Here is a 16,800-nt window from a genome sequence, read left to right as displayed (position 1 = left end):
TCGGTGATTTCAAAGTGGTGGCGACTATGCCTTCTATCGTCCCGATGATCAAATTCAATCGGACGAAATGTGACGGATTAACTGCGACAAAACGTCTGCGGCCCGTTTTTTATTCGGAGGTCGATTCAGCCTGATCGCTCGACGCTGCGCGCGGGACACGGCGCCCGAAGATGGCGCCGAGCACACTATCCCCCTTGAGCTGATGAACCACCGCAACCGCCACGTGGCCGTACCAGTAGAGCCACAGCGATTGGCCGAAGAACTTGTGCTGCAGCGTATAGCGCGTGAAGGCCATCCCGTCCGCCGGAGGCCCGACGTGCCCTGGCGGAATCATGGCGAACAAAATCACGCCAGTGACTGCGCAGCCACTCAGCGCCAGCAGCCCTAGCCCGTGCACAAAGCTTGAAAGCCCCCGCCGCGGGCCGCTGGCTGGCAGACGCCCGCGTAAGAGGCCGAACCCTTCGTGCAGTACCAACAGCCGGCCGGCACGCCCCCAGGGGAACAGGCGCTGAAGATTATAAACGGCGTAGCTGTAAAGCCAGAACAGCAGCACGATCAACGCCGTCAGAGCACCGAGCAGGCGATGCCAGGGAAACAGGTACTGACTGCCGGGGTCGGACATCCACAGACTACTGAACTGCTGAAAACAAGCGGTCAGCGCAATGGCCCAGTGGAGCAGGCGCGCTTTGATATCCCAACCAGCAGTCATGCCTGCGCGGCCCGCTCAGCAACCGCACCGCTCGGCGGGCTGCTGCTCGGCTGCACAGCTGGCCGCGCCACAGCCAGGCGAGCTTTGCGTATCGTTTCGCAGATGATCGGCCATCTGCGCAAACGCCTGCTCGAGGCGATCGCGCAAGCTGGCGTCCATCGGCGTGTCCGCCAAGGCCCTGCGCATGCAGAACATCCACTGGTTGCGCTCGGATTCACCGATTCGGAAGAAGCGATGCCTGACGCGCAAGCGCGGGTGTCCGTGCTTTTCGATAAAGCGGGAAGGCCCGCCCAGCCAACCGGAGAGGAAGTCGAAGAGCCGCTCACGGATCTCCGTGGTGTCGTCGCCATGCATGTCACGCACCACCCGAACACCGGGCTCGCTGAGCATTACGTCATACAGACGGTCGACCAGCTGTCGCAGCGGCCCATCACCACCCAGCTGTTGGTAGGGAGTGAGATCAAGGGAAGTATTCATAACATTACCTCTTGCGTGAGTCATGGCACCCGGCCGCCCAGCTCGCCCGACCATTGGTGCGCTGACGATCTAAAACTCGCCGGCTGCCACCTCTAAAGCTGCGCCTGCCACAGGATCAAGTAACCCAGCCCCATCAGCGGCCAGCCAATCAGCGGATGGAATAGCAGGCGCCATAGCCAATGGTGCGGCAGGAAACCAACGCCATGCACAAAGCCCACAGAAATCCCCCACATCACCAGCATCAGTTGCGGATGGCTGTAGCCGCCCTGCCCGTCGAGCATCGCAGCCGGGTGGATCAGCAGGACCAGAGCCAGCGGGGCCGCCAACAGGAGTGACAGCACCCGACTGGCCGCCCCGTAAAAGCGCCGGCACAGAATGCCGTTCACGGCTCGGCGTCCAGATCCTGCGTGGCTTCCAGCCAAAGCGCATTGATGATGCCGAAGCTGCACGCCAGCAGCACGCCGAGAATCCAGGTGAAGTACCACATAGTCGTTGCTCCTTGGCAGGGCGGGTACGGTGACCCGCCCGCTCAGTCAGTACAGCCCGTGGGGATTGGCTTCGATGGTTTCATGGGTGAGCCGGCCCCACATACGTACGTAGCTCCACAGCGTGTAGCAGAGGATCAGCGGCACGAAGATGCAGGCCACGACGAACATGATGCCCAGCGTCTTCTTACTCGACACCGCATCCCAGATGGTCAGGCTCGAGGCCGGGTCCAGACTCGACGGGAAGACAAAGGGGAACAGCGCAAAGCCCGCAGTACAGATGCTGCCGACGATCATCAGGCTGGTACCGACGAAGCTCGCCCCGCCACTGTTGCGGCTGGAGCCGAGCAGGGCCAGCAGCGCACCGACGATACCGGCGACCGGCGCAATCAGGGTGAGCGGATAACGGCTGTAGTTGCCCAACCAGCCAGCGTTGTCCCTCACCACCTGCTTGTCCAGCAGCGGATTCAGCGCGCCACCCACATCGGTAACCGACAGCTGAGTGAAGCCCTGGACACCCAGGATCAGCCACAACCCGGCGGCAACGAAGCCGAACAGAAACACCAGTGCGCACAGGCGAGTGGCCTGCCGCGAACGCTCGGCCAGTGCGCCGTCGGTACGCAACATCAGCCAGGCACCACCGTGGGCGCTCAACATGCTCAGACTGACGATGCCGCAGAGCAGCGCGAACGGGTTGAGCAGCGCGAAGAACGAGCCCTGGTATGTAGAGCGCATCAGCTCATCCAGCTGGAACGGCAGGCCGAGGAACAGATTGCCGAAGGCCACACCGAAAACCAGCGCAGGCACCGCACCACCGACAAACAGCGCCCAATCCCAGGCGCTGCGCCAACGCGGGTCCTCCACCTTGCTACGGTAGTCGAAGCCCACCGGCCGGCAGAACAACGCGAACAGCACCAGCAGCATCGCCCAGTACAGGCCGGAGAAGGCCACCGCGTAGACCATTGGCCAGGCTGCAAACAGCGCGCCGCCCGCGGTGATGAACCACACCTGGTTGCCATCCCAGTGCGGCGCGATAGTGTTGATCGCCACGCGCCGCTCGTTGTCGGTCTTGCCGACAAAGGGCATCAGCGCCATGGCGCCCATGTCGAAACCATCGGTCAGGGCGAAGCCGATCAGCAATACGCCAATCAACACCCACCAGATGAGCTTGAGAACCTCGTAATCGAACATCTCGTTTACCTCACACGGCGGTAGGTTCAGTGGGGGCGTCTTTTGTAATTGCCGGCACAGCGACTGCCTCTCGGAGCCGATGCAGCTGATTGGCGGCAGCCGCCTCGAGCTCGAAGTGATAACGCCCGGCGTGCAAGCTGCTTGGGCCAAGCCGTGCGAAGCGGATCATCAGGAACATCTCGATCACCAGCAGCAGGCTGTAGAAAGCCACCAGGGCGATCAGCGAGCCCCATATATCGCCTGCCGCCAGCGTCGAGGTGGACAGATGGGTCGGCAGTACCTCGGCGATCGACCAGGGCTGACGGCCATGCTCGGCGACGTACCAACCGGTCTGCGCGGCGATCCACGGCAACGGCAGGCTGAACAGTGCGAACTTGAGCAACCAGGGCTTTGTCTCGGCATTGCGCTTGATCGATGCCCAGCTCGCCAGAGCAAACAGCAGCAACATCAGGAAACCAGCGGCGACCATCACGCGGAAGGTCCAGAACAGGCTGAACACATTGGGGATAGTGTCCAGCGCGGCGAGCTTGATCTGCTCCTCGCTGGCATCGACCACATCGGCGGTGTACTTCTTCAGCAGCAGCCCGTAACCCAGGTCCTGCTTGACCTCATTGAACGCGGCGATGGCTTCGGCCGACTTGTCGCCGCTACGCAGCACCTGCAGGCGCTCGTAGGCAAGCATGCCGTTGCGGATGCGCAGCTCATGCTCGGCGATCAGCTGCTTGATGCCCTTTACCTCCTCGTCCACCGAACGAGTGGCGATCAGCCCCAACGCGTAGGGAATCTTCACCTCGTAGTCGGTGCGCATCTCCTGCTGATTGGGCAGGCCGAACAGTGTGAAGCCCGCAGGTGCCGGGTGGGTTTCCCACTCAGCCTCGATGGCGGCCAGCTTGACCTTCTGCACATCGCCAATCTCATAGCCGGACTCGTCGCCGAGGATGATCACCGAGATGGTAGAAGCCAGACCGAAGACCGCGGCTATGGCGAACGAACGACGGGCGAAGCCCAGGTCGCGCTTCTTCAATAGATAGAAGGAAGAAATCGCCAGCACAAAGATCGCCCCAGTGACGTAGCCCGCGGACACGGTGTGGACGAACTTGACCTGGGCGACCGGGTTGAACAGCAGCGCGCCGAAATCCACCAGCTCCATGCGCATGGTCTCGAAGTTGAACTCAGAGCCAACCGGGTTCTGCATCCAGCCATTGGCGATGAGGATCCAGAGCGCCGACAGGTTCGAACCCAGCGCCACCAGCCAGGTCACGGCCAGGTGCTGTACCTTGCTCAGCCGGTCCCAGCCGAAGAAGAACAGCCCGATAAAGGTGGATTCGAGGAAGAATGCCATCAGCCCTTCAATGGCCAGCGGCGCGCCGAAGATGTCACCGACGTAATGGCTGTAGTAGGCCCAGTTGGTGCCGAACTGAAACTCCATGGTCAGCCCGGTCGTGACCCCCAGGGCGAAGTTGATGCCGAACAGCTTGCCCCAGAACTTGGTCATGTCCTGATAGACCTGCTTGCCGGTCATTACATAGACCGATTCCATGATCGCCAGCAGGAAGGCCAGCCCCAAGGTCAGCGGCACGAAGAGAAAGTGATACATCGCCGTCATGGCGAATTGCAGGCGTGATAGATCGACAACGCTTTCCGAGATCATCTCGGCCCTCCCTCGGGGATCGAACCCCGCGAATCAAGCAAATGGTCGGCAACGCGCACCGAACCGTTCTCGGGAATGCTGGGAGCATCGAACCAGACGTTTTTTATGATCATGAGGATCGCGACCTTGACCAGCACTACCAGCACGACGTCTCGCCTGAGCGATGACTTGAACATGCCTACCTCCTTGCGTGACCACCCGAGCACCTGATGCTCGGGCAGCATGTGGCGATTGAAGGCCCCCAATGGGGTGGGGGCCGAAACCGGCGCCTTGCAGCCCCGGCTCAATCGCTTCACCTCGAACCTACCCGTGGAAGCGCTGCTCGGGCCCGAGGCAGAGAGAGTGTCGGGTTCGCCTCCTACAGCGGCAACTGCGACAGCCTGCCTCACCCAACCTCGGCGGTCGGTGCGTGGCAACCGCTTCGCCCTGCATGCATTGAGGTAATGCCTGGTGAGGCGGTTCATTGCAGGCAGCGCCAGCGCCGCTGCGGCGGCCTGTCGCACTCACGGCACGCGCAACCAACGACGAAATCCGTTGCCCGCGGTGCTTGCAAGCGGGCTCCAGGCGAAGTCCCAGGGTGCCGGCGGGAGCTCTTCTTCTTCCGCTGCAAGCGCACGTGCGCTATGACGTACCCGCGGCTTCCAATCGAATACGTGTTCGCTGCCACCCCGCCAGCCGAGCACGATGCCAATCGCCGGGCTGTCATCACTGGCGACCCAGCGTGCTGCGGCAGCGAGCATCATGGCCTCGATATGCTCCGGCTCGATCAGCTCGCGATAGTCCGACGCCAGCAACCAGCGGCAAACGCCGAGGTGAAACGTCCAGTCCAGCGCTAGCTGGCAGCCGTAGGCCCAAGTCATGAACTGGCGGAAAATCTCCAGCCCCTCTGGCGGGTCAAGCTTGAGCAGCCGCGGGCAGACATCGAACAGCGCATGCCAGTACGGCAGCAACTTGGCATCCAGATGCACGAAGCTGCGGGCGTTGCTGGGGTAGTCGGGAAAAGGCAGCCGATAGCTCACGCGGCTATCGGCGCGGGTGAATCGCTCCATCATGGTCATGCTGAAATCCCCTGAATTGACCGTGCCGTCGGAAGGCTCCGACAGTTGTCCGTCCAGCCCGCCGCTACGCGCGGCAGAAGGAGGACGAAATGCGTCAGTCAGGCAATATCAGGGCGCGCGGGGATTCAGTGCCGGCCAGTGGTGGTGCGGGCCATGACGCTCAAGCGCTGGTAGGGGCGTCGCGTTCGCCGTTCGGCGGCCCAGCCAGGCCAGGGCGAACAATGCGACGATGGCGAGGAAAACCGAACTGCACAGCGGGCAGTCGAGGGCATGCTGCGACAAGTCGTGTGCGTCGGTGGGAAGCGCGCCGAGGGTTGGGCCGCCATCATCGCCAGTCACGCAGAACGCGTCCTGCCCCATGGCCAACCCGAAACCCACATGAGTGGCGTGGTTCAGGCTGCAGACAAATGCATTGAGCAGGATGCAGGTGAGTAGCACCCATACGATCTGCGCACGCTTGTCTTTGACTATGGTCATGTTTCGACTTTACACCGCACGCATCAAAGCGGCGCTGCGCCAAACCGTCGCAGCTATCTCAGTGGTTGACGGTGAACGCCAGCATTGCCGAGAGCTGGCACAACGGGCGGCCGCTTTCAGCATGCCACTGGTTGAACGCAGCCTGCACCGCAGCCTGGTCACGCTGACTGCTGGGCACCTTGTCGACGATTTCCTGCGCCTTGAGCGCGGCTACCACGTCATTGCTGGGGACGAAGGTGTCCTTGCCGGCCATGCGCAACAGGCGCGGCGCCGACAGGCCACCGAGCTGGCTGCCATGTTTGGCCAGGTAACGCCACAGGCCGACGATATCGCTGCTCGGCCAGTCGGCCAGCAGATTGCCGAAGCCGCCCCGCTCTTTCGCCACATCGAGGACGAACTGTGCGTTGCGCGGCACGCTCTTGAGCTTGCCGAGATGGCGGATCACTCGGGTGTCCTGCATCAGCCGCTCGATATGTTCGCCGCCCATCAGCACTACTTTTTCCGGATCGAAGCCAAAAAAAGCCTGCTCAAACGCAGGCCACTTGGCATCCACCAGGCTATGTTTTAGGCCGGCACGAAAGATGCGCAGGCTGATTAGCGAGAGGTAGCGGTCATCCGAAACGCTGCGCAGTTGGTCGGCGCTGTGGGGCTGCGGCAGGCGAGCCTCCAGCGCCGCGGCCGAGCCGAAGCGGTTGAGACAATATTCGTGCAGCCATTTGTAGTCATGCATGGTTCAGCATCCGATGGTGACGGCAGCGGCACAGGGTGCCGATGACGAGCCGGCCTCGCAAGTCCGCCGACGCCGACGCAGCAGAGCGGCAGCGGTCGGGTGGCGTTCGCGCAGGCTGGTCTGGACGAATATTCGCAGGCCAGCCCGCTTCCACTGTGAAGCCGGCGCAGGCTGGGTGACACCGCTTGGCACGCGTCCCATTGCGCTGACACCAGGCGCGCAAACGGTGGACAAGCTTGGCGTTGTCCACCCTACGAGCAGAACGTCGTTCGCGTGCGAGCCCGCTCCCACGTTGCAGCGGGCTCCAAATATCAGCCGCGCAGCCGCAGCGCCGCCCTGCGCAGCATCTGTTCCGTAGCCGTCCAGCCCAGGCAGCCGTCGGTGATCGACACGCCGTAGCGCAGCTCGCCGGACAGCGGCTGGCAGCCATCGAACAGGTGACTCTCGAGCATTACACCGCGCAGGCTCAAGTCACCGGCCAGGCGCTGCTCGATCACCGACTCCAGCACCGCGGGCTGGCGCTGCGGATTTTTGCCGCTGTTGGCGTGGCTGCAGTCGACCATGATGCGCGGGGCGATGCCCTGCTTTTCCAGCGCCCGACGCGCAGCAGCGACATCGTTCGCCTCGTAGTTGGGCGCGCCATGCCCGCCGCGCAGCACCAGATGGGTGTCCGGATTACCGCGGGTCTGCAGCAGTGCCGGATGGCCGAGATCGTCGATGCCGAAGTGCTGATGTGGATGTTCCGCTGAACGCATGGCGTCGCAGGCGATGCCCAGGCCGCCATCGGTGCCATTCTTGAACCCCACCGGCAGGTCCAGCCCGCTGACCAGCTCGCGATGAATCTGCGACTCGCTGGTGCGTGCACCGATCGCGGCCCAACCGAGCAGATCGTCGAAGTACCCGGCAGCCAGCGGCTGCAGCAGCTCGGTGGCGATCGGCAGACCAGTTTCGAGAATATCCAGCATCAGGCGGCGTGACAGGTGCAGCCCTTCGGCCATGTTGCCACTGCCGTCCAGATGCGGATCGTAGACCAGGCCTTTCCAGCCGACGGTCGTGCGCGGTTTTTCCACATAGGCGCGCATGACCAGCAGCAGCTGATCGCTGACTTCGGGCGCGAGCGCGGCCAGGCGCTCGGCGTATTCCAGCGCGGCGACAGGATCGTGCAGTGAGCAGGGTCCGACGACGACCAGCAGGCGCGGATCGCGACCGTTGAGCACGGCGCGGATAGCGTTACGGTCGGCATGGATACGGGCGGCAAGCGCGTCGCTCAAGGGCAGACGCTGGCGCAATACGGCGGGGCTGGGCAGCGGCTGCGCGCTGCGGCGGGTGACGCAAGCTTGGGCGGTGGTGGCCGTTTGTTTGGCAAGTACGGTGGCGGAGGCATTCATGATCTGGCGGTTCCTTCTGCCGGCGCGGGTGGTCCGCGGCGGCGCTAATCGGGTGTTCGGGCGTGTGATGTCTGTTCGGCGTCAAAGCGGCTAAATCGCCAGTCGTAGCGGTAATAACGGTCGGTGCGGTAAGCGGTCATGGTGTATTCCTCGTTGCGTTGAGGCCGTTGGTGGCCGAAAAAAAACCCCCGGTCGGGTAGCCGACCGGGGGTTCGAAAACTGCTCTGGTGGCGACCCTGCTTCGCTAGGGCGCCTGTGGGGTATCAGGCGCGCCTGTGGCTAAACCAATACCCAAAATAATAACCAGCAGCCGCAACCTGCTGCCCACGACCGGCCGCGGCGCGAATGGCACCGGCATCGGAAACGTTCAGAGCTACGGGGTTAAGGGTCATGCTGATCTCCAGAAGATGGCTGAACCATACTCCGCCAGGCCTGCGGCTTTCAACCTGCATCGCGAAAAAGCTCGTAGGGTGAGCTTCAGTCCACCAAGGTAGGAACTGAAAGGGAACGGAGGACTGGAGCCCGCCCTACGGACACTGCAAGCACTCCGATCTACAGGCTCATCACATCAACGAAACGCGGCGTGGCCTCGTTGTCGATGCGCAGGCTTTTGAAGTCGAACAGGTTGCGATCGGCCAGCTGCGAAGGCACCACGTTCTGTAGCGCGCGGAACATGATTTCGATGCGACCCGGCGACTTGCGCTCCCATTCCTGCAGCATTTCCTTGACCACCTGGCGCTGCAGGTTCTCCTGCGAACCACAGAGGTTGCACGGGATGATCGGAAACTCCTTCATTTTGGAGTACGCCTCGATGTCTGCCTCATTGCAGTAGGCCAGCGGGCGAATCACCACGTTGCGCCCGTCATCGGAAAGCAGTTTGGGCGGCATGGCCTTAAGCGTGCCGCCGTAGAACATGTTGAGAAAGAACGTTTCCAGGATGTCGTCACGGTGGTGCCCGAGCGCCATCTTGGTCGCACCGATCTCGTCGGCAAAGGTGTACAGCGTGCCACGGCGCAGGCGCGAGCACAGCGAGCAGGTGGTCTTGCCTTCCGGAATCTTCTCCTTCACCACCGAGTAGGTGTCCTTTTCGATGATGTGATATTCGACACCGATGGACTTCAAGTACTCGGGCAGCACGTGCTCGGGAAAGCCCGGCTGCTTCTGGTCCATGTTCACGGCAACGATCTCGAACTTGATCGGCGCGACCTTCTGCAGATAAAGCAGTACGTCGAGCATGGTGTAGCTGTCCTTGCCGCCGGACAGGCAGACCATGACCTTGTCGCCATTCTCGATCATGTTGAAGTCGGTAACGGCTTCGCCCGCCAGGCGGCGCAGGCGCTTCTGCAGTTTGTTCTGGTTGACCGAGAGGTTGCCCATTTCAGGTGTCCGGATGAGATGCGAAAGGCGCGCATTTTACGCGCAAAGCAAGCCTGGCCGCAGCCCGTTCGCCGTATACCCGGATGTGAACCAGCACCAGAAGACCGCCTTAGGCCCTGTGTTAGGCTCGCCAGATGGACGACCTTTCCCCCGCACTGGACTTGCCAGGCCACCTGCTCGTATTGCTGCAGGACAAACCCGAAGGCTGCAGCGAATATGAGCTGATCCAACAGCTCAAGCGCCGGCACAGCACGCATGTCCCCAATTTGCCGCTGACCGACAAACTGGTGCTCTTTCGCACGCATTTTCTGGTCTTCAACGGACTTTATCGGCTGCGTGATCGCCTTTGGGCTGAAGCCAGCGGCCACCTGCAGATCAGCCCTCTGCACATCCAGTTGCTGCCCTATGCAAGTGCCAGCGCCGGCCTCACCGAGCAGGACGCACTGCGCGAGTATTACCTGGATATCTCCAACCTCAGGGACACCGATGAGGACGACGTCGAACGCCTGCTCGCCAGTTTCTGGACGCGTATGCAGGGCAGCGATGACAAGCAGGCCGCTCTCGAATTGTTCGAACTTGATCGTTCCTCGCAGCCGCTGAACCTCGACGTCATCAAACGCCGTTATCGTCAGCTGGTCGGCCTCCATCACCCTGATCGCGGTGGTAGCACCCAGCGCCTGCAATCGATCAACCTGGCCATGGAAATACTAGAGCGCTATTACCGCTGACCCCATAGCTTCGAAACGCTCTAACCCTTTTGGTGCATCTGCGGTGCGTATTCCTATACTGCGACATAAGGTCGCACGCGCCGTCCTCGATGACGACTGCCAGGCGAAGCGACCCTCCATAAATTGAGGAGACGCTGGCATGATCAATCACGTTTGGGGTTTGTTCACCCACCCTGGCCGAGAGTGGACCGAAATCCGCGGAGAGGAAGAAACCGTCAGCCACATGTACCTCACGCATGTGCTGTTGCTGGCGGCCATTCCGGCCGTATCGGCGTATATCGGCGCTACCCAGGTGGGGTGGAGCATCGGCGGCGGAGAGCCGGTCAAGCTGACTCAGGCAAGCTGCATGCAGCTGGCGATACTTGCGTATTTTGCGATGCTGGCCGGAGTTGCCGTGATGGGTGGCTTCATCCACTGGATGGCACGCACTTACGACGCCAACCCGACACTGACCCAGTGCATCGTCTTCGCCGCTTACACCGCAACCCCGCTATTCATCGGCGGGCTGGCTGGCCTCTACCCACACCTGTGGCTCGGTATGCTGGTGGGTACGGCGGCGGTCTGTTACACGGCCTATCTTCTATATGTCGGGCTGCCGAAGTTCATGAATATCTCGGAGGATGAGGGCTTCATGTTCTCCAGTTCGGTACTTGCGGTGGGCCTGGTAGTACTGGTTGCGATCATTGCCCTCTCCGTCATTACCTGGGGGATGGGCGTCGGTCCGGTCTACGTCCGCTAAATAACCTCACCTCTGAAGGCCGCCCCCAGGCGGCCTTTTTGCGTGCTGAAATCATCGCTGCATCGTTGTGCGACGAAACGACTGCACATTAAAGGGAAACCCTCACCGCATATGCCGTTCTAAAGCCATAACGCCACCCTTCGCTTGCGCCATGGGGGGCCCTCAAGGCAGACGGAGGCTCGGTATGATCCCGCACTTTTTCACATTGCTCACTCGCCCCGATCAGGCGTGGGTCGACATTCGCCGCGACGAAGAAAAAAACAGTTCCAATTATCTCGTCCACCTGCTGCTCTGGGCGTTGCTGCCAGCGATATGCATGTTCATAGGCACTCGTTACGTGGGCTGGAGCCTGGTTGAAGACGAGCGAATCTGGCTCGATACCCGCAGCGCATTCCAACTCAGCGCGCTGATCTACATCACGATCGTCGCTGGCACCTTCATCATGGGTTTCTTTCTGCGCTGGATGTCCCGCACCTTCGATGCACGCCCGACCTTCAATCAGTGCGTAGGCTTCATCGCCTATGTCATCACGCCTTTCTTCTTTGCGGGCCTCGGCGCGCTCTACCCTTCGCGCTGGACCGCGATTCTAGTGCTGGTGGTCGCAGGGATTTACTCCACGTATCTGTTGTTCGTCGGTCTGCCCAAGTTCATGCGCATCGACAACCGCAATACCTTCCTCTACGGCGCGTGCACCTGGGGTGTTGGTTTGCTGGTACTGGTCAACCTCAAGGTGCCGATGATCCTGTTCTGGTCCCTTGCACTGGACCCGACTTACGAACGCAATACACCACAGAACCAAAGCTACGGTTTCGAGGAGAATCGTCCACAGGACGAGCCGGGCGGACTGGATAACGAACGTCGATTCAACGAGCGACCAAACGAGTAACAACGAGAGCTGCTGCTCGGACCCGGCTGGTTTGGCATAATGCGCCGCTCTCAGGAGTTGCCCAATGCCCGAGCGTCTCAATGCCCGTGTCGAAGCCTGCTATACGCTGGCCGAGCAGTTTTTCAATCGTCGCTTCACGCGAGCCGAGGTGAGTCTCAAGCTCCGCGGCCAGAAGGCCGGCGTGGCTCACCTTCAGCAAAACCTGTTGCGCTTCAATGAGCAGCTGTATCGGGAAAATACTGAGCACTTCCTGCGTCAGACCGTCGCTCATGAGGTGGCGCATCTGATTGCCCATCAGATGTTTGGCTCGCGCATTCAGCCCCATGGCGAGGAGTGGCAACTGATCATGCGAGGCGTGTACGAACTGGCTCCAGACCGCTGCCATACCTATGCGATCCAACGCCGCCCCGTTACCCGTTACGTTTACAACTGCAGTTGCACAGAGCAGGAGTTCGCCTTCAGCCCCCAGCGTCATGCATTGGTTGCCAAGGGGCGGCGCTATTACTGCCGCCGCTGCAAGACAACACTGGCATTCAGCGGCAAACAGCGCATCGAATAAGCGCATGCAATTCAGGCCAGCAGGTGTCGCCCTGGCCACTCTACGTTAGCGAAACGCGCACCATCCGCCGTACCCGCATATCGCACTCCATCGTTGAATGGACAACAGGCACCCGCCCCCTCCTGCACCTAGGCTCCCGACCTTCGGCCAAGGCGTGCTGTGCGACCCAGCAGGCCTTTCAGGTGTAAGCAGCCTTGTCCTGGCTGCGGCTCAGGCGTTGCAGCGCTTTCAGCCGAAAGGCGATGATCTGCTCCAACCCGCTTAGCTCACACGCCAAGCGCGCCTGTTGCACCGGGTCGGTGCAGGCTTGCAGCCGCTCACGCAGTGCCGTGCGCTGCGCCAGTAACTCCACCTCATGCGGCGGCACCCCGGCGCTGTCCAGCACCGAGAACGGCAACCGAAGCGCTGGCGGCGTCGGCAGCCAGCCACTGTCGATAACCAAGGGCTCGCCCTTTTGCTGCACGCCGCGCTGCCATTTGGCGATATCGCCAGCGATGCGCCGTTCGATGCCCTGCTCCAGTTCGCTCATGTCTCGCGCTCCCCCACCTGCGCTCCATGAAAACCCAGCAGCCAGCCTTTGTCTGCAACCGCCGGCGCCCGGGGCATTGGCACGCTGGTTGCGTCGCATCTGTATGATGGCGGCCCGCGCGATTTCGAACTTTCGCTGCGGTATTCATTCTTTTGCTTAGCGCCACCGCTACCGCTACCGCTACCGATCCGAGGAGCCACCCCTTGCCCAGTCTCAATCTGCAGATTCTTATCGCGGCCTGCCTGGGTGTCGCAATCGGCTGGCTGACCGGCACGCTGCCGACCGACGCGCCCGTACGCGAAGGCGTGCTCTACGCGAGCACCCTGCTCGGCGGCATCTTCATCGGCCTGCTGAAAATGGTGCTGATTCCGCTGATCTTCACTTCCATCGTGGTCGGCGTGGCCAATCTGCAGGCACATCGGCAAGTGCATCGAGTCTGGGGTGGTGCGCTGGTCTACTTCACCCTGACCACCGGCGCCGCGATGCTGGTGGCGCTGGTAGCAGCGAACGTCTTCAAGCCTGGCGCAGGGCTTTCTCTCGACCTATTCGCCGATGCCATGAACGACTTCGAGGCGCGCCAGCTGACGCTGCCCGAATTCTTCCTGCACTTCTTCGCCAACCTGTTCCAGAACCCCTTCGCCGCACTGGCCAACGGCAGCATCCTCGCCGTCGTGGTATTCGCCATGTTCATCGGCGTGGCGCTGGTGGCCGGCGGCGAGCGCTACCGCAACATCCTGGTGGTGCTGCAGGAATTTCTCGAGCTGATGATGCGCATCATTAGCTGGATCATGCGCCTGGCGCCGCTGGGCATCCTCGCGCTACTGATCAAACTGGTGGCCGAGCAGGACGTGGCGCTGCTCAGCGCCGTCGGCGGTTTCATCGTGCTGGTGTTCGCCACCACGCTGTTCCACGGCATCGTCGTGTTGCCGGGTATTCTCTTCCTGGCCACCGGTAAATCACCGCTGTGGTTCTTCCGCGGTACCCGCGAGGCGCTGATCACCGCGTTTGCCACCAGCTCCAGCGCGGCGACGCTGCCAATCTCCATGCGCTGTGCCGAAGACAATCTCAAGGTGCGCCCGGGCATTGCAGGCTTCGTGCTGCCGCTTGGTGCGACCATGAACATGGACGGCACGGCGCTCTACGAAGCCGCGGCTGCGCTGTTCGTAGCCAATCTGATGGGTATCGAGCTGAGCCTGGCGCAGCAGGCGGTGGTTTTCTTCACCGCGATGATCGCCTCGACCGGCGCGCCGGGGATTCCCAGTGCGGGCATGGTGACCATGGTGATGGTGCTGCAGGCGGTCGGCCTGCCGGCTGAAGCGGTGGCGATCCTGCTGCCGATCGACCGCCTGCTGGATACCGTCCGCACTGCGGTCAATGTCGAGGGCGACATCATCGGCAGTGTGGTGGTGCAGCGTTTCGCCGACCGCGACTAGGCTGCTAGGGCAGGACCCGGCGCAACATCAGCTCGACGACTCCTTGCGGGTCTTGGCGATCAGCTCCGGGTCGATGCCCCAGCATTCGTCCAGATACCAGTCCTCGCCGAACATTTCCGCCGGATGCTGGGTTCGGCCCGCGCCGTTGCCACAGGCCAGCGACGTCGCCGGGCAATAGCGGTCGCAGCCCCAGCACACACGTTCGGGGTGGGAAGGTTCGAGGGGAAATTTCTTGGCCATTGCGAGTGCCTTTCGGGCGTTGTTGCAGTGGCCACAGGCTAAGCCTCCTCGCCGCCGCCAGACTTGATCATGCTCAAGAACCACCGGCATCGGCCCGCAACAACTGTATACATATACAGATAAAGATTGCCTGAAGCGCCGTTTGTGCACATGCTTCGCGTCATCGACCGCTGCCGTCACAGCCTCCATGCAACTCTATCTCTGCGAAAAACCTTCCCAGGCCCGCGACATCGCCAAGGTGCTCGGCGCCAACCGACGTGGCGACGGCTGCCTGCAGGGCGCCGGGGTGACGGTGACCTGGTGCATCGGCCATCTGCTGGAAACCGCCCCGCCGGATGCCTATGATCCGCGCTACAAGCGCTGGGTGCTGGCCGACCTGCCGATCGTGCCAGAACGCTGGAAGATGTTGGTCAAGCCGAAGACCGCCAGTCAGTTCAAGGCAGTCAAGCGCCTGCTCGGCGAATGCAGCGAACTGGTGATCGCCACCGACGCCGACCGCGAAGGCGAGATGATCGCCCGCGAGCTGGTCGAGCACTGCCGCTATCGCGGGCCGATCCGCCGCTTGTGGCTGTCGGCGCTGGACGACGCCTCGATCCGCAAGGCGCTGGCCGCGCTCAAGCCCGGCGCCGAGACCTTCAATCTCTACCACGCCGCCCTCGGCCGCTCGCGTGCCGACTGGTTGATCGGCATGAACATGAGCCGGCTGTTCACCCTGCTCGGCCGGCAGTCCGGCTATCAGGGCGTGCTGCCGGTGGGCCGCGTGCAAACGCCGACGCTCCGCCTGGTAGTCGACCGCGACCGCAGTATCGCCGACTTCGTCCCGGTGCCGTTCTGGGCCATCGATGTGCAGCTGCTCGCCGATGGCAACGCGTTCACCGCGCAATGGCAGGCGCCGGACGACCATTGCGATGACCAGGGCCGCTGCCTCGATCAGGCCCGTGCGCAGCAGGCTGCCGAAGCCATGCGCAACGCCGAGAGTGCCCGGCTGGTGAAACTGAAGACCGAACGCCAGCGCGAGGCGGCGCCGCTGCCCTTCGATCTCGGTACGCTGCAGGAGGTCTGCTCGAAGAAGCTCGGCCTCGGCGCCCAGGAAACCCTCGACACTGCCCAGGCGCTCTACGAAACCCACAAGCTGATCACCTACCCGCGCAGCGATTGCGGCTACCTGCCGCTGAGCCAGCACGGCGAGGCGCGGGCGATTGTCGCGGCGCTAGGGCAAGCCGACCCGACACTCGCGGCGCTGCAACCGCATCTGGACCTGTCGCGCCGCTCACGGGCATGGAACGACGCCAAGGTAGGCGCCCACCACGGCATCATCCCCACCGTCGCTGCGCGTGGTCTGGAACGCCTGGCCGGCCGGCAGCGTGCGGTCTACACGCTGATTCGCGCGCGCTATCTGGCGCAGTTCCTGCCCAACCACGAATACGACCGCACCCAGGCCGACTTCGACTGCGCCGGCCAGGCACTGCGGGCGGTGGGCAAACGCGTCGTCGAACCCGGCTGGAAACGCGCCATGCCCGAGGCGCTGGCGCCGGCACGGGGCAATCGTGAAGCAGCCGCGCCGCAAAGCCTGCCGACGCTGCAGCAGGGCCAGGACTATGCCGTGGGCGATATCACGCTCAAGGACCAGCAGACCCAGCCGCCGAAACCCTTCACTGAAGGCGACCTGATCAAGGCGATGAAGAACGTCGCCAAGCTGGTGGACGACCCGCGGCTGAAACAGAAACTCAAGGACACCACCGGCATCGGCACCGAGGCGACCCGCGCCGGCATCATCCAGGGCCTGCTCGACCGCGGTTATCTGGTTCGCCAGGGCAAGGCACTGGCGGCGACATCGGCCGCGTTCAGCCTGATCGACGCCGTGCCACGGCCGATCGCCGACCCAGGCACCACGGCAATCTGGGAACAGGCGCTGGACATGGTGCAGAGCGGCGAGATGCCGCTGGAAGAATTCGTCGCCAAGCAGTCGGCCTGGATGAGCAAGCTGGTCGAGCGCTGCGCTGGGCTGCGCATGATCATCAGCGGCCCGCCGGTTGCTTCTGGCCGAAGGGGGAAACCGTGGAAGAAGAAACGCAGCGGCGCGGCGCGCAAGATGGGCGGCCCACGCACGAGAAAAGCACGTGCGGCGGATTGATGGGATGGA

General features: G+C 62.5%; 20 protein-coding genes. 6 read left to right on the top strand and 14 right to left on the bottom strand.

Annotation, left to right across the window (positions count from 1 at the left end; translation table 11 throughout):
* Positions 1-109: 109 nt before the first annotated feature.
* From CXK91_RS13255 to ttcA, 12 genes are all read right to left on the bottom strand, one after another.
* Positions 110-709 carry a cytochrome b/b6 domain-containing protein gene (locus CXK91_RS13255; protein ID WP_103456602.1) on the bottom strand — a complete coding sequence of 200 codons (600 nt, stop codon included), beginning with the start codon at positions 707-709 and terminating at the stop codon, positions 110-112.
* Positions 710-724: 15 nt separating this feature from the next.
* On the bottom strand, positions 725-1,186 hold the full coding sequence (locus tag CXK91_RS13250) for a group II truncated hemoglobin (RefSeq protein WP_103456601.1): 462 nt from the start codon (positions 1,184-1,186) through the stop codon (positions 725-727).
* A 92-nt stretch (positions 1,187-1,278) separates the two neighbouring features.
* On the bottom strand, positions 1,279-1,572 hold the full coding sequence (locus CXK91_RS13245; RefSeq protein ID WP_103456600.1) for a cyd operon YbgE family protein: 294 nt from the start codon (positions 1,570-1,572) through the stop codon (positions 1,279-1,281).
* Positions 1,569-1,673, bottom strand: a complete 105-nt coding sequence (cydX, locus tag CXK91_RS13240; RefSeq protein ID WP_003292563.1) for a cytochrome bd-I oxidase subunit CydX — start codon at positions 1,671-1,673, stop codon at positions 1,569-1,571. Before cydX ends, CXK91_RS13245 begins: the two co-directional genes overlap by 4 nt.
* A gap of 46 nt (positions 1,674-1,719) precedes the next feature.
* Positions 1,720-2,862, bottom strand: coding sequence for a cytochrome d ubiquinol oxidase subunit II (cydB, locus tag CXK91_RS13235; RefSeq protein ID WP_103456599.1), 1,143 nt, complete (start codon positions 2,860-2,862; stop codon positions 1,720-1,722).
* A gap of 10 nt (positions 2,863-2,872) precedes the next feature.
* Entirely contained in the window at positions 2,873-4,513 is a 1,641-nt protein-coding gene (locus CXK91_RS13230) for a cytochrome ubiquinol oxidase subunit I (RefSeq protein WP_103456598.1), read from the bottom strand.
* On the bottom strand, positions 4,510-4,689 hold the full coding sequence (gene cydP, locus CXK91_RS13225) for a cytochrome oxidase putative small subunit CydP (protein WP_003297961.1): 180 nt from the start codon (positions 4,687-4,689) through the stop codon (positions 4,510-4,512). Before cydP ends, CXK91_RS13230 begins: the two co-directional genes overlap by 4 nt.
* A 327-nt stretch (positions 4,690-5,016) precedes the next feature.
* Positions 5,017-5,571 carry a putative natural product biosynthesis protein gene (locus CXK91_RS13220; RefSeq protein WP_103456597.1) on the bottom strand — a complete coding sequence of 185 codons (555 nt, stop codon included), beginning with the start codon at positions 5,569-5,571 and terminating at the stop codon, positions 5,017-5,019.
* A 108-nt stretch (positions 5,572-5,679) separates the two neighbouring features.
* Positions 5,680-6,048, bottom strand: coding sequence for a DUF2946 domain-containing protein (locus CXK91_RS13215; RefSeq protein ID WP_103456596.1), 369 nt, complete (start codon positions 6,046-6,048; stop codon positions 5,680-5,682).
* Between the two features lie 58 nt (positions 6,049-6,106).
* Positions 6,107-6,778 (bottom strand): DNA-3-methyladenine glycosylase I, encoded by a 672-nt coding sequence (locus CXK91_RS13210; protein WP_103456595.1) that lies wholly within the window; start codon positions 6,776-6,778, stop codon positions 6,107-6,109.
* 311 nt (positions 6,779-7,089) lie between these two features.
* Positions 7,090-8,166, bottom strand: coding sequence for a 3-deoxy-7-phosphoheptulonate synthase (locus CXK91_RS13205; protein WP_103456594.1), 1,077 nt, complete (start codon positions 8,164-8,166; stop codon positions 7,090-7,092).
* Positions 8,167-8,718: 552 nt separating this feature from the next.
* Positions 8,719-9,543: a tRNA 2-thiocytidine(32) synthetase TtcA gene (gene ttcA, locus CXK91_RS13190; protein ID WP_103456592.1), complete on the bottom strand. Its 825-nt coding sequence runs from the start codon at positions 9,541-9,543 to the stop codon at positions 8,719-8,721.
* A 134-nt stretch (positions 9,544-9,677) separates the two neighbouring features.
* Between ttcA and CXK91_RS13185 the strand changes: the two genes are divergently transcribed.
* From CXK91_RS13185 to CXK91_RS13170, 4 genes are all read left to right on the top strand, one after another.
* Complete coding sequence (locus tag CXK91_RS13185) at positions 9,678-10,271, top strand: DNA-J related domain-containing protein (RefSeq protein ID WP_103456591.1); 594 nt, start codon at positions 9,678-9,680, stop codon at positions 10,269-10,271.
* Between the two features lie 139 nt (positions 10,272-10,410).
* On the top strand, positions 10,411-11,010 hold the full coding sequence (locus tag CXK91_RS13180) for a Yip1 family protein (RefSeq protein ID WP_103456590.1): 600 nt from the start codon (positions 10,411-10,413) through the stop codon (positions 11,008-11,010).
* Positions 11,011-11,194: 184 nt separating this feature from the next.
* Positions 11,195-11,896 (top strand): Yip1 family protein, encoded by a 702-nt coding sequence (locus CXK91_RS13175; protein ID WP_103456589.1) that lies wholly within the window; start codon positions 11,195-11,197, stop codon positions 11,894-11,896.
* Positions 11,897-11,960: 64 nt separating this feature from the next.
* Complete coding sequence (locus CXK91_RS13170; protein ID WP_103456588.1) at positions 11,961-12,455, top strand: SprT family zinc-dependent metalloprotease; 495 nt, start codon at positions 11,961-11,963, stop codon at positions 12,453-12,455.
* A 178-nt stretch (positions 12,456-12,633) separates the two neighbouring features.
* Here the strand turns inward: CXK91_RS13170 and CXK91_RS13165 are convergent, their stop codons facing one another.
* On the bottom strand, positions 12,634-12,984 hold the full coding sequence (locus CXK91_RS13165) for a hypothetical protein (RefSeq protein ID WP_103456587.1): 351 nt from the start codon (positions 12,982-12,984) through the stop codon (positions 12,634-12,636).
* A 203-nt stretch (positions 12,985-13,187) separates the two neighbouring features.
* Here CXK91_RS13165 and CXK91_RS13160 point away from each other — a divergent pair, with 203 nt between their 5' ends.
* Positions 13,188-14,417 carry a dicarboxylate/amino acid:cation symporter gene (locus CXK91_RS13160; RefSeq protein ID WP_103456586.1) on the top strand — a complete coding sequence of 410 codons (1,230 nt, stop codon included), beginning with the start codon at positions 13,188-13,190 and terminating at the stop codon, positions 14,415-14,417.
* Positions 14,418-14,444: 27 nt separating this feature from the next.
* Here CXK91_RS13160 and CXK91_RS13155 read toward each other — a convergent pair whose 3' ends face one another.
* A complete protein-coding gene (locus CXK91_RS13155) occupies positions 14,445-14,657 on the bottom strand; it encodes a DUF3079 domain-containing protein (protein ID WP_103456585.1) in 213 nt (70 codons plus the stop codon).
* 187 nt (positions 14,658-14,844) lie between these two features.
* On the opposite strand from CXK91_RS13155, the gene CXK91_RS13150 reads away from it, so the two are divergent.
* Entirely contained in the window at positions 14,845-16,791 is a 1,947-nt protein-coding gene (locus CXK91_RS13150; RefSeq protein ID WP_103456584.1) for a DNA topoisomerase III, read from the top strand.
* The last annotated feature ends 9 nt before the right edge of the window (positions 16,792-16,800 follow it).

The sequence above is a fragment of the Stutzerimonas stutzeri genome (assembly GCF_002909485.1).
In the GTDB taxonomy this organism is placed as follows: Bacteria; Pseudomonadota; Gammaproteobacteria; order Pseudomonadales; family Pseudomonadaceae; genus Stutzerimonas; species Stutzerimonas stutzeri_AH.
This window is presented reverse-complemented; position numbering and strand designations above follow the sequence as displayed.

Excerpts from the sequence above, each read along its gene's own strand:
- CXK91_RS13255 (WP_103456602.1), bottom strand. The coding sequence starts at position 709 with ATGACTGCTGGTTGGGATATCAAAGCGCGCCTGCTCCACTGGGCCATT.
- CXK91_RS13250 (WP_103456601.1), bottom strand. The coding sequence starts at position 1,186 with ATGAATACTTCCCTTGATCTCACTCCCTACCAACAGCTGGGTGGTGAT.
- cydX (WP_003292563.1), bottom strand. The coding sequence starts at position 1,673 with ATGTGGTACTTCACCTGGATTCTCGGCGTGCTGCTGGCGTGCAGCTTC.
- cydB (WP_103456599.1), bottom strand. The coding sequence starts at position 2,862 with ATGTTCGATTACGAGGTTCTCAAGCTCATCTGGTGGGTGTTGATTGGC.
- CXK91_RS13230 (WP_103456598.1), bottom strand. The coding sequence starts at position 4,513 with ATGATCTCGGAAAGCGTTGTCGATCTATCACGCCTGCAATTCGCCATG.
- cydP (WP_003297961.1), bottom strand. The coding sequence starts at position 4,689 with ATGTTCAAGTCATCGCTCAGGCGAGACGTCGTGCTGGTAGTGCTGGTC.
- CXK91_RS13220 (WP_103456597.1), bottom strand. The coding sequence starts at position 5,571 with ATGACCATGATGGAGCGATTCACCCGCGCCGATAGCCGCGTGAGCTAT.
- CXK91_RS13215 (WP_103456596.1), bottom strand. The coding sequence starts at position 6,048 with ATGACCATAGTCAAAGACAAGCGTGCGCAGATCGTATGGGTGCTACTC.
- CXK91_RS13210 (WP_103456595.1), bottom strand. The coding sequence starts at position 6,778 with ATGCATGACTACAAATGGCTGCACGAATATTGTCTCAACCGCTTCGGC.
- CXK91_RS13205 (WP_103456594.1), bottom strand. The coding sequence starts at position 8,166 with ATGAATGCCTCCGCCACCGTACTTGCCAAACAAACGGCCACCACCGCC.
- ttcA (WP_103456592.1), bottom strand. The coding sequence starts at position 9,543 with ATGGGCAACCTCTCGGTCAACCAGAACAAACTGCAGAAGCGCCTGCGC.
- CXK91_RS13185 (WP_103456591.1), top strand. The coding sequence starts at position 9,678 with ATGGACGACCTTTCCCCCGCACTGGACTTGCCAGGCCACCTGCTCGTA.
- CXK91_RS13180 (WP_103456590.1), top strand. The coding sequence starts at position 10,411 with ATGATCAATCACGTTTGGGGTTTGTTCACCCACCCTGGCCGAGAGTGG.
- CXK91_RS13175 (WP_103456589.1), top strand. The coding sequence starts at position 11,195 with ATGATCCCGCACTTTTTCACATTGCTCACTCGCCCCGATCAGGCGTGG.
- CXK91_RS13170 (WP_103456588.1), top strand. The coding sequence starts at position 11,961 with ATGCCCGAGCGTCTCAATGCCCGTGTCGAAGCCTGCTATACGCTGGCC.
- CXK91_RS13165 (WP_103456587.1), bottom strand. The coding sequence starts at position 12,984 with ATGAGCGAACTGGAGCAGGGCATCGAACGGCGCATCGCTGGCGATATC.
- CXK91_RS13155 (WP_103456585.1), bottom strand. The coding sequence starts at position 14,657 with ATGGCCAAGAAATTTCCCCTCGAACCTTCCCACCCCGAACGTGTGTGC.
- CXK91_RS13150 (WP_103456584.1), top strand. The coding sequence starts at position 14,845 with ATGCAACTCTATCTCTGCGAAAAACCTTCCCAGGCCCGCGACATCGCC.